The organism is Rathayibacter sp. AY1C1 (genome assembly GCF_002932105.1).
In the GTDB taxonomy this organism is placed as follows: domain Bacteria; phylum Actinomycetota; class Actinomycetes; order Actinomycetales; family Microbacteriaceae; genus Rathayibacter.
Map to the genome: position 1 here is coordinate 23,608 of NZ_PSWH01000039.1, position 6,464 is coordinate 30,071.

Consider the following 6,464-nt stretch of genomic DNA (forward strand, 5'->3'; position numbering starts at 1 on the left):
CCGGAGCTCGAGCGCGCCTCCTCCGCCCTGCCGAAAATGGTTCGGCTACCGTCCGTGGCGGGCCGAGTTCCTCGGTCCGCCACCCGAGGAGGGATTGCCCATGCACGATTCGACCGAGGCTGCCGTCGTTAAGAGGGTCCTGGAGGACGAGATCCTCGAGAACTACGCCTCCGTGGTGGACGTGGTCCGGACCTGGATCGAGAGCCCGAACAGCGTCTGCATCGTCTACCGGCGCCGTCTCGACGGCGACCATCTGATCGGTCAGCGCTTCCGCTTCCCACCGCACGCCGCGAACGACGATCCCGTCTCGACGGGAGTCGATGCGGCGCTGAACACGGCCGAGCCCCTCGGCGCGCCCTTGGAACGCGCGCGGCTCGCGGACGGGGTCTTCTGGTTCGCGATACCGCCGACCGACGCACTGCCCGCCATCCCCGACGGGCCGTCAGCACCGAGCCGGGACTGAGCGACGGCGGCGAGCTCGACCGGGCACCCCCTACCCCGCACCCCCACCCCGCCCCTAGGTTGGGGGGACCCGCATCGCCGACCGCGCACCACAGAGTTCCGATGGAGGAACGCCATGGCCACGACACCCGTGCTCCGCAGGACCGCGATCGCGCTGGTCGCGGTCGTCGCAGTGGGAGTGGCGGGTGCCGCACCGGCGTCCGCTCTCGACAGGCCCGTCTCCGGATACCTGAAGGACAGCGGGCTCACGCCCGAGAAGATCCGCGACTTCCTCGGCGGACCCCTCATCTCGCCCTCGACGCAGGTGGGCTACGGCGGAGCGGTCTCGAGCGTCGACGCGAACGCGAGCCGCGTGGGCATGGAGGTGCTGAAGCGCGGCGGCAACGCAGCTGACGCCGCGGTCGCCACGGCCGCGGCCCTCGGCGTGAGCGAGCCGTACAGCGCCGGCATCGGCGGAGGCGGGTACTTCGTCTACTTCGACAAGGCCTCCGGCGAGGTCAGCACCATCGACGGACGCGAGACAGCGCCGGCCGGCATCACCTCGGACGCGTTCCTCGACCCCGCGACCGGAGCCCCGTACCCGTTCACCCCGGACCTCGTCTCCTCCGGCGTCGCGGTCGGCGTGCCCGGCACGGTGGCGACCTGGGACACCGCGGTCGACCGCTTCGGCACCCTGCCGCTCCCCGTCGTGCTGGCGCCCTCGATCGCGCTCGCGGCGAAGGGCTTCCGGGTGGACGAGACCTTCCGCAACCAGACGCTCGACAACCTCGAGCGGTTCCAGGCGTTCCCCGACACGGCCGAGCTCTTCCTCCCCGGTGGGGACGCGCCGAAGGTGGGCAGCACCTTCCGCAACCTCGACCTCGCGAAGACGCTGACCTCCATCGCCGTCCACGGGCCGGACGCGTTCTACGAGGGCGCGCTGGCCGCCGAGATCGCCGACACGGTCCAGAACCCGCGGATCGCCGAGGGGTCGGACCTCCCCGCCCCGGCCGGCACGATGACCGCCGCCGACCTCGCGGCGTACTCGGTCGCCGAGCAGGCGCCGACCCGCGTCTCCTACCGCGGACTCGACGTCTACGGGATGGCGCCCTCCTCCTCCGGTGGGATCGCGGTCGGCGAGGCCCTCAACATCCTCGAGAACCACGACCTCGCGGCCGAGGACACCGGCAGCGCCCTGCACCTCTACCTCGAGGCGTCCGCCCGCGCCTTCGCCGACCGCGGCGCCCACGTCGGCGACCCGGCCTTCGTCGACGTGCCCACCGAGACGCTCCTCAGCCAGGAGTTCGCGGACTCGCGGGACTGCACGATCGACCCGGCGACCGCCTCCGTCCGCCCGGTCGCGCCCGGCGCTCTCGACGGCTCCGGATGCGCGACCGCCCCCGCCGCGGAGGAGTCGGACACCGAGAACATCTCCACGACCCACCTCTCGGTCGTCGACAAGTGGGGCAACGCCGCCTCCTACACGCTGACGATCGAGCAGACCGGCGGCTCGGCGATGACCGTCCCCGGCCGCGGCTTCCTCCTCAACAACGAGATGACCGACTTCTCCCCCACCTTCGTCGACGGGGACCCGAACCGGATCGAGCCGGGCAAGCGCCCGCGCTCGTCGATGTCGCCGACGATCGTGCTCGACGGCGGGGACGTGCGGTTCGTCGTCGGCTCGCCGGGCGGATCCACGATCATCACGACGGTCCTGCAGACCCTGGTCAATCGCATCGACCTCGGCATGACGCTCCCCGAGGCGGTGGCAGCGCCCCGCGCCTCCCAGCGCAACGGCGCGACGACCTCCGCCGAGCCCGAGTTCATCGAGGCGTACGCCGACGACCTCGCTCCCTTCGGCCAGCAGCTGGTCCCCTCGGGCGACACCTTCACCTCGGCCGCGCAGATCGGCGCGGTGGCCGCCATCGAGGTCGACCCCTCCGGCCGGATGACCGCGGTCGCCGAACCGGTGCGGCGCGGCGGCGGCGTCGGGCTGGTGGTCCGGCCCGAGAAGTGACGCACCGGAGCCTCCGCGGCCCGCTGAGAGGAACCGTCGGCCGGCCGCTCCTCTCGCCCGGGAGCGGTCCTCCGCGGGAAGGAGACGTCTGCGACACTGGGGAGATGTCGTCGTCGCGCCCGCTGCGCACCCTCCGGGGTGTCGTCGCGGCGACGGTGGCGACGCTCGTCGCGCTGTTCTCGCACGTGGCCGGCGGCGGCCAGATCCCGGGTCCGCTCGGTGTCGCGATGCCGCTCGTCCTGTCGGTCCTGGTGTGCGTGGCGCTCGCCGGGCGCAGGCTCTCCCTGGTCCGCCTGGCGGTCTCGGTGGGAGTCAGCCAGTTCCTGTTCCACACGCTCTTCACGATCGGGACCTTCGCGGGGCCGGTCGATGCGCCGACCCTGCACGCGCACCACGGTGCCGTGATCGACGTCAGCGCGGCGATGACGCACAGCGGGATGACCGGCTCCTCGATGTGGGCGGCGCACCTCGTCGCCGCCGTCGCGACGACCGCGGCGCTCCACCGCGGCGAGTCCCTCCTCGTCAGTGTCGCCGCGACGACGAGCCACCTCGTCACCCGCCTGGTGCGGGTCCTGCCGACTCCGGTGGCCGCTCCTCGACCCGCGCGACGCTCCTCCTTCGAGCTGCGCGACGTGCTCCCCCTCGCCTCGGGCGTCTTCCCCCAGGCGGCGCTGCGGCGCGGCCCCCCTCTGCAGCCCGCCTCCTGATCATCGACGCGAGCCGCGGCGAGGACCTCCCCGGAGGTCCCCGCAGCGTCTGACCGACCCGTCTCCTCCCTGGACCCTCGCGAACGGCGCGCCCCTCACCGGGACGGCGGAGGCCGACGAGCCCGACTTCGAGGCGACGACGACCATCGGCTTCCCGGTGATCCCGGAGTTCTCGCACATGAGGCGCGCCCGCTCGGAGAACACCGCCGAGCGCTTCCACCGCCGGGCCTACAACTACGACGACACCCCGACGGGCGAGGACATCTCGAACTCCGGGCTGATCTTCGCGGCGTTCCAGGCCGACGTCACCGCGCAGTTCGTGCCGATCCAGAAGCGCCTGGACGAGCTGGACCTGCTCAACGAGTGGACGACGCCGATCGGCTCCGCCGTCTTCGCGATCCCGCCGGGCTGCGTCGAGGGCGGCTACATCGGCGACACCCTCCTCTGACCCTCACCGGCACCCGCCACAGCACCGAAGGACCAGAAGCATGACCACCACCGCCACGAGACCCCGCGACTCCGCCGACACCCCGCCCCCGCCGCACAGAAGCAGCGCAGGCTGGCTCGGACAGCTGCTGCTCCGCCTGCACTTCTCCGCCGCCCTGTTCGTCGGGCCGTTCATCCTCGTCGCCGCGACCAGCGGAGCGCTCTACGCACTCACCCCGCAGCTCGAGCAGGTCGTCTACGCGCAGGAGCTGCACGCCCCCGAAGCGGACACCTACGTGCCCCTGGCCGACCAGATCGACGCCGCCGACGCGTACACCGGAGGCGGGCAGAGCATCGTCGCCGTCCGCCCCGCACCGAACCCCGGCGACACCACCCGGGTGATGTACGCGGACCCGTCGCTCGGCGTCAGCGAGACCCGCGCGGTCTTCATCGACCCGGCCACCGCCGACGTCCGCGGCGACCTCACCGCCTACGGCACCAGCGGCGCCCTGCCGTTGCGGACCTGGATCAGCGACCTGCACCGGACGCTGCACCTCGGGGACGTGGGCCGCTCCTACAGCGAGCTCGCCGCCTCCTGGCTGGGGGTCGTCGCCCTCGCCGGCCTGGGCCTCTGGATCATCCGCCTCCGCCGCGCCCGCGTGAAGAGGGACCTGCTGCGCCCCGCGCCGAGGACCACCGGCTACAAGCGCCTGTTCTCCTGGCACGCCTCCACCGGCGTCTGGCTGCTCGTCGGCGCCCTGTTCCTCTCGACCACAGGCATCACCTGGTCGCTCTACGGAGGCGGGAACTTCGAGACCCTCCGCTCCGCAGTCGGCTGGACCACGCCCTCGCTGGGGACGACGCTCGGCGACCGGACCGGCGAGGTGGCCGACGAGCACGCCGGGCACGCCGGACACGGCGCGGCCACCGGCGACGCCGTCGAGTCGACGGCGGGCTACTCGCCGGCCGCCTACGACTCGGTGCTCTCGGTCGCCCGCGAGGTCAACGTGAACACGGGACTGGTCGAGATCCGGCCGCCCGCGGCGGAGGGCTCGGCCTGGGTCGTGCAGGAGATCCAGCGCAGCTTCCCGACCGAGGTCGACGGCGTCGCGATCGACGGGAGCACGATGCAGGTCGTCGACCGGGTCGACTTCGCCGACTTCGGCCTCGTCGCCAAGCTCTCCCGCTGGGGCATCGACACGCACATGGGCTCGATGTTCGGGCTGCCCAACCAGCTGCTGCTGTTCGTCACCGCGGCCGGCATCGCCACGATGGTCGTGCTCGGGTACCTGATGTGGTGGAAGCGCCGCCCCACCCGCGGTCCCCGACGGCTCGGCGGCACCCCGCCGGCCCGGGGAGCGCTCCGGCGCGCGCCGTGGTGGGGAGTCGCGTCCGTCCTGGTCGTCGCCGCCGCGCTCGGGCTGTTCCTCCCGCTCCTGGGGGCGAGCCTCGCGGCCTTCGTGATCGTCGACACGCTGCTGGGGCTCCGACCCGCGCACCGCTGAGCGCGCGGGCGCCGGCCCGGTGAGGTCCACCGGGCCGGCGTCACAGCCCCTTCGGGAAGCCGAGGGAGCGCAGCACGGGGTCGAGGCCCTCCCACTGCTGACGCCGCTCCGCGTCCCGGTCGGCGTCGCTCCCCCGGAGTCCGACCGCCTTCCTCACCGTTGTCTCCGTGGATTCGGGGCAGTTGTCGGCTCCGGAACGCGCCAGGGGTCCCGGGTACGGCTGACCGCCTTCAGCCGCCTGATGGCATGCCGTGATGAGCCGCCCGGGACCCCGCAACGGCAGGACCGCTCATGGAGAGACGCGACCAGATCGCCCCGTGATGACATGCCGGCGAGGTCGTTCACGGCGCACCGCACCCGCTGAACGGAAGGACCCTGCGTGCCCCGACTCCGGGCCGGAATCGACGCCGGCAAGGCCGACCACCACTGCCGGTGAGGGTGCATCGATGATGCTCATCGCGCGCCTCCGAGCCAGAGTCCTGTTGCTGCGGCGATGACGCTGAGGAGGAGCGTGCCGAGGGCGTTGATGGCGGAGGCGAGTTGGCGTCCTTCGGCGAGGAGACGGACGGTTTCGAGGCTGGCGGTGGAGAAGGTGGTGTAGCCGCCGAGGAAGCCGGTGCCGAGGACGAGTCGCCACGGCTCGGGGGCGATGCCTGCGAGGGCGAGGCCGGTGATCAGGCCGAGGAGGAGTGATCCGGTGACGTTGATGACGGTGGTGCCCCCGGGGTAGGCGCCGCCGGTGCGGGCCTTGATGAGCCCGTCGAGGAGGAGCCGTGTTGCGGCTCCGATTCCACCGGCGAGGGAGAGCGCGAGGAACAGTGCGGGTGTCATGCCGGCACCTTCCTCTGCGTGCGTCGCCGGTGGAGTGCTGCGGCGAGGGCGACTCCGGTCCAGGACGCGAGGGCGCCGAGCAGGACGGTGCCGAGCGCGTAGAGGGCGGCGGGTGCGGGGTGTCCTGTGGTGAGCAGGTGGGCGGTGTCGGTGGCGAGGGTGCTGTAGGTGGTGAAGCCTCCGAGCGCTCCGGTACCGAGCAGCAGCCGTGCGGTGCGGCGTCGGCCCTCGTCGCTGCCGGCTCTGGCGAGGCTCTCCAGGAGTACGCCGAGCAGGAGCGCGCCGACGATGTTGATGGCGAAGACGACGGTGTCGAAGGCGGGATCGGCGGGGAACGCGAGGGTCAGGCCCTCCCGCGCCCCGGTCCCGACCGTGCCGCCGGCGGCGACGAGGAGGAGGTATCGCGGACGCAGGTGCACGGGTCGTGGCGTCCCGTCGGGGGCGTCGTCGACGTCGAGGTCGCTGTCGACCGGCAGCTCGGGGTCGGGGTCCGGGGGGCGGTGACGGTGGCGGTCATCAGTCACGGGGAGTGGGACC

The 6,464-nt window shown here is 72.7% G+C and carries 6 protein-coding genes and 1 pseudogene; 5 read left to right on the forward strand and 2 right to left on the reverse strand.

Annotated features, from left to right (window positions below; translation table 11 throughout):
• Positions 1–100 precede the first annotated feature (100 nt).
• The 5 genes and pseudogenes from C5C71_RS15065 to C5C71_RS15085 all read left to right on the forward strand — a co-directional run bounded on the left by C5C71_RS15065 (position 101) and on the right by C5C71_RS15085 (position 5,096).
• Entirely contained in the window at positions 101–463 is a 363-nt protein-coding gene (locus C5C71_RS15065) for a hypothetical protein (protein WP_104224922.1), read from the forward strand.
• Positions 464–577: 114 nt separating this feature from the next.
• Positions 578–2,458 (forward strand): gamma-glutamyltransferase, encoded by a 1,881-nt coding sequence (gene ggt, locus C5C71_RS15070; protein WP_104337999.1) that lies wholly within the window; start codon positions 578–580, stop codon positions 2,456–2,458.
• Positions 2,459–2,562: 104 nt separating this feature from the next.
• The gene (locus C5C71_RS15075; RefSeq protein ID WP_104224800.1) at positions 2,563–3,165 is read left to right on the forward strand and encodes a hypothetical protein; all 603 of its coding nucleotides are present in this window, start codon (positions 2,563–2,565) and stop codon (positions 3,163–3,165) included.
• 76 nt (positions 3,166–3,241) lie between these two features.
• Positions 3,242–3,613 (forward strand): annotated as a pseudogene (locus C5C71_RS15080) (Dyp-type peroxidase); the annotation flags it as partial.
• Between the two features lie 40 nt (positions 3,614–3,653).
• Entirely contained in the window at positions 3,654–5,096 is a 1,443-nt protein-coding gene (locus C5C71_RS15085; protein WP_104338000.1) for a PepSY domain-containing protein, read from the forward strand.
• Between the two features lie 453 nt (positions 5,097–5,549).
• Here C5C71_RS15085 and crcB read toward each other — a convergent pair whose 3' ends face one another.
• Together crcB and C5C71_RS15095 are read right to left on the reverse strand one after the other, a co-directional pair.
• A complete protein-coding gene (gene crcB, locus C5C71_RS15090; RefSeq protein ID WP_104338001.1) occupies positions 5,550–5,927 on the reverse strand; it encodes a fluoride efflux transporter CrcB in 378 nt (125 codons plus the stop codon).
• The coding region (locus C5C71_RS15095) for a fluoride efflux transporter FluC (protein WP_374954298.1) at positions 5,924–6,464 on the reverse strand (541 nt) is incomplete at its 5' end. The genes crcB and C5C71_RS15095, both read right to left, overlap by 4 nt.

Bases quoted from the DNA above. Each gene is read 5' to 3' on its own strand.
- C5C71_RS15065 (WP_104224922.1), top strand. From the start codon at position 101: ATGCACGATTCGACCGAGGCTGCCGTCGTTAAGAGGGTCCTGGAGGAC.
- crcB (WP_104338001.1), bottom strand. From the start codon at position 5,927: ATGACACCCGCACTGTTCCTCGCGCTCTCCCTCGCCGGTGGAATCGGA.
- C5C71_RS15075 (WP_104224800.1), top strand. From the start codon at position 2,563: ATGTCGTCGTCGCGCCCGCTGCGCACCCTCCGGGGTGTCGTCGCGGCG.
- C5C71_RS15085 (WP_104338000.1), top strand. From the start codon at position 3,654: ATGACCACCACCGCCACGAGACCCCGCGACTCCGCCGACACCCCGCCC.
- ggt (WP_104337999.1), top strand. From the start codon at position 578: ATGGCCACGACACCCGTGCTCCGCAGGACCGCGATCGCGCTGGTCGCG.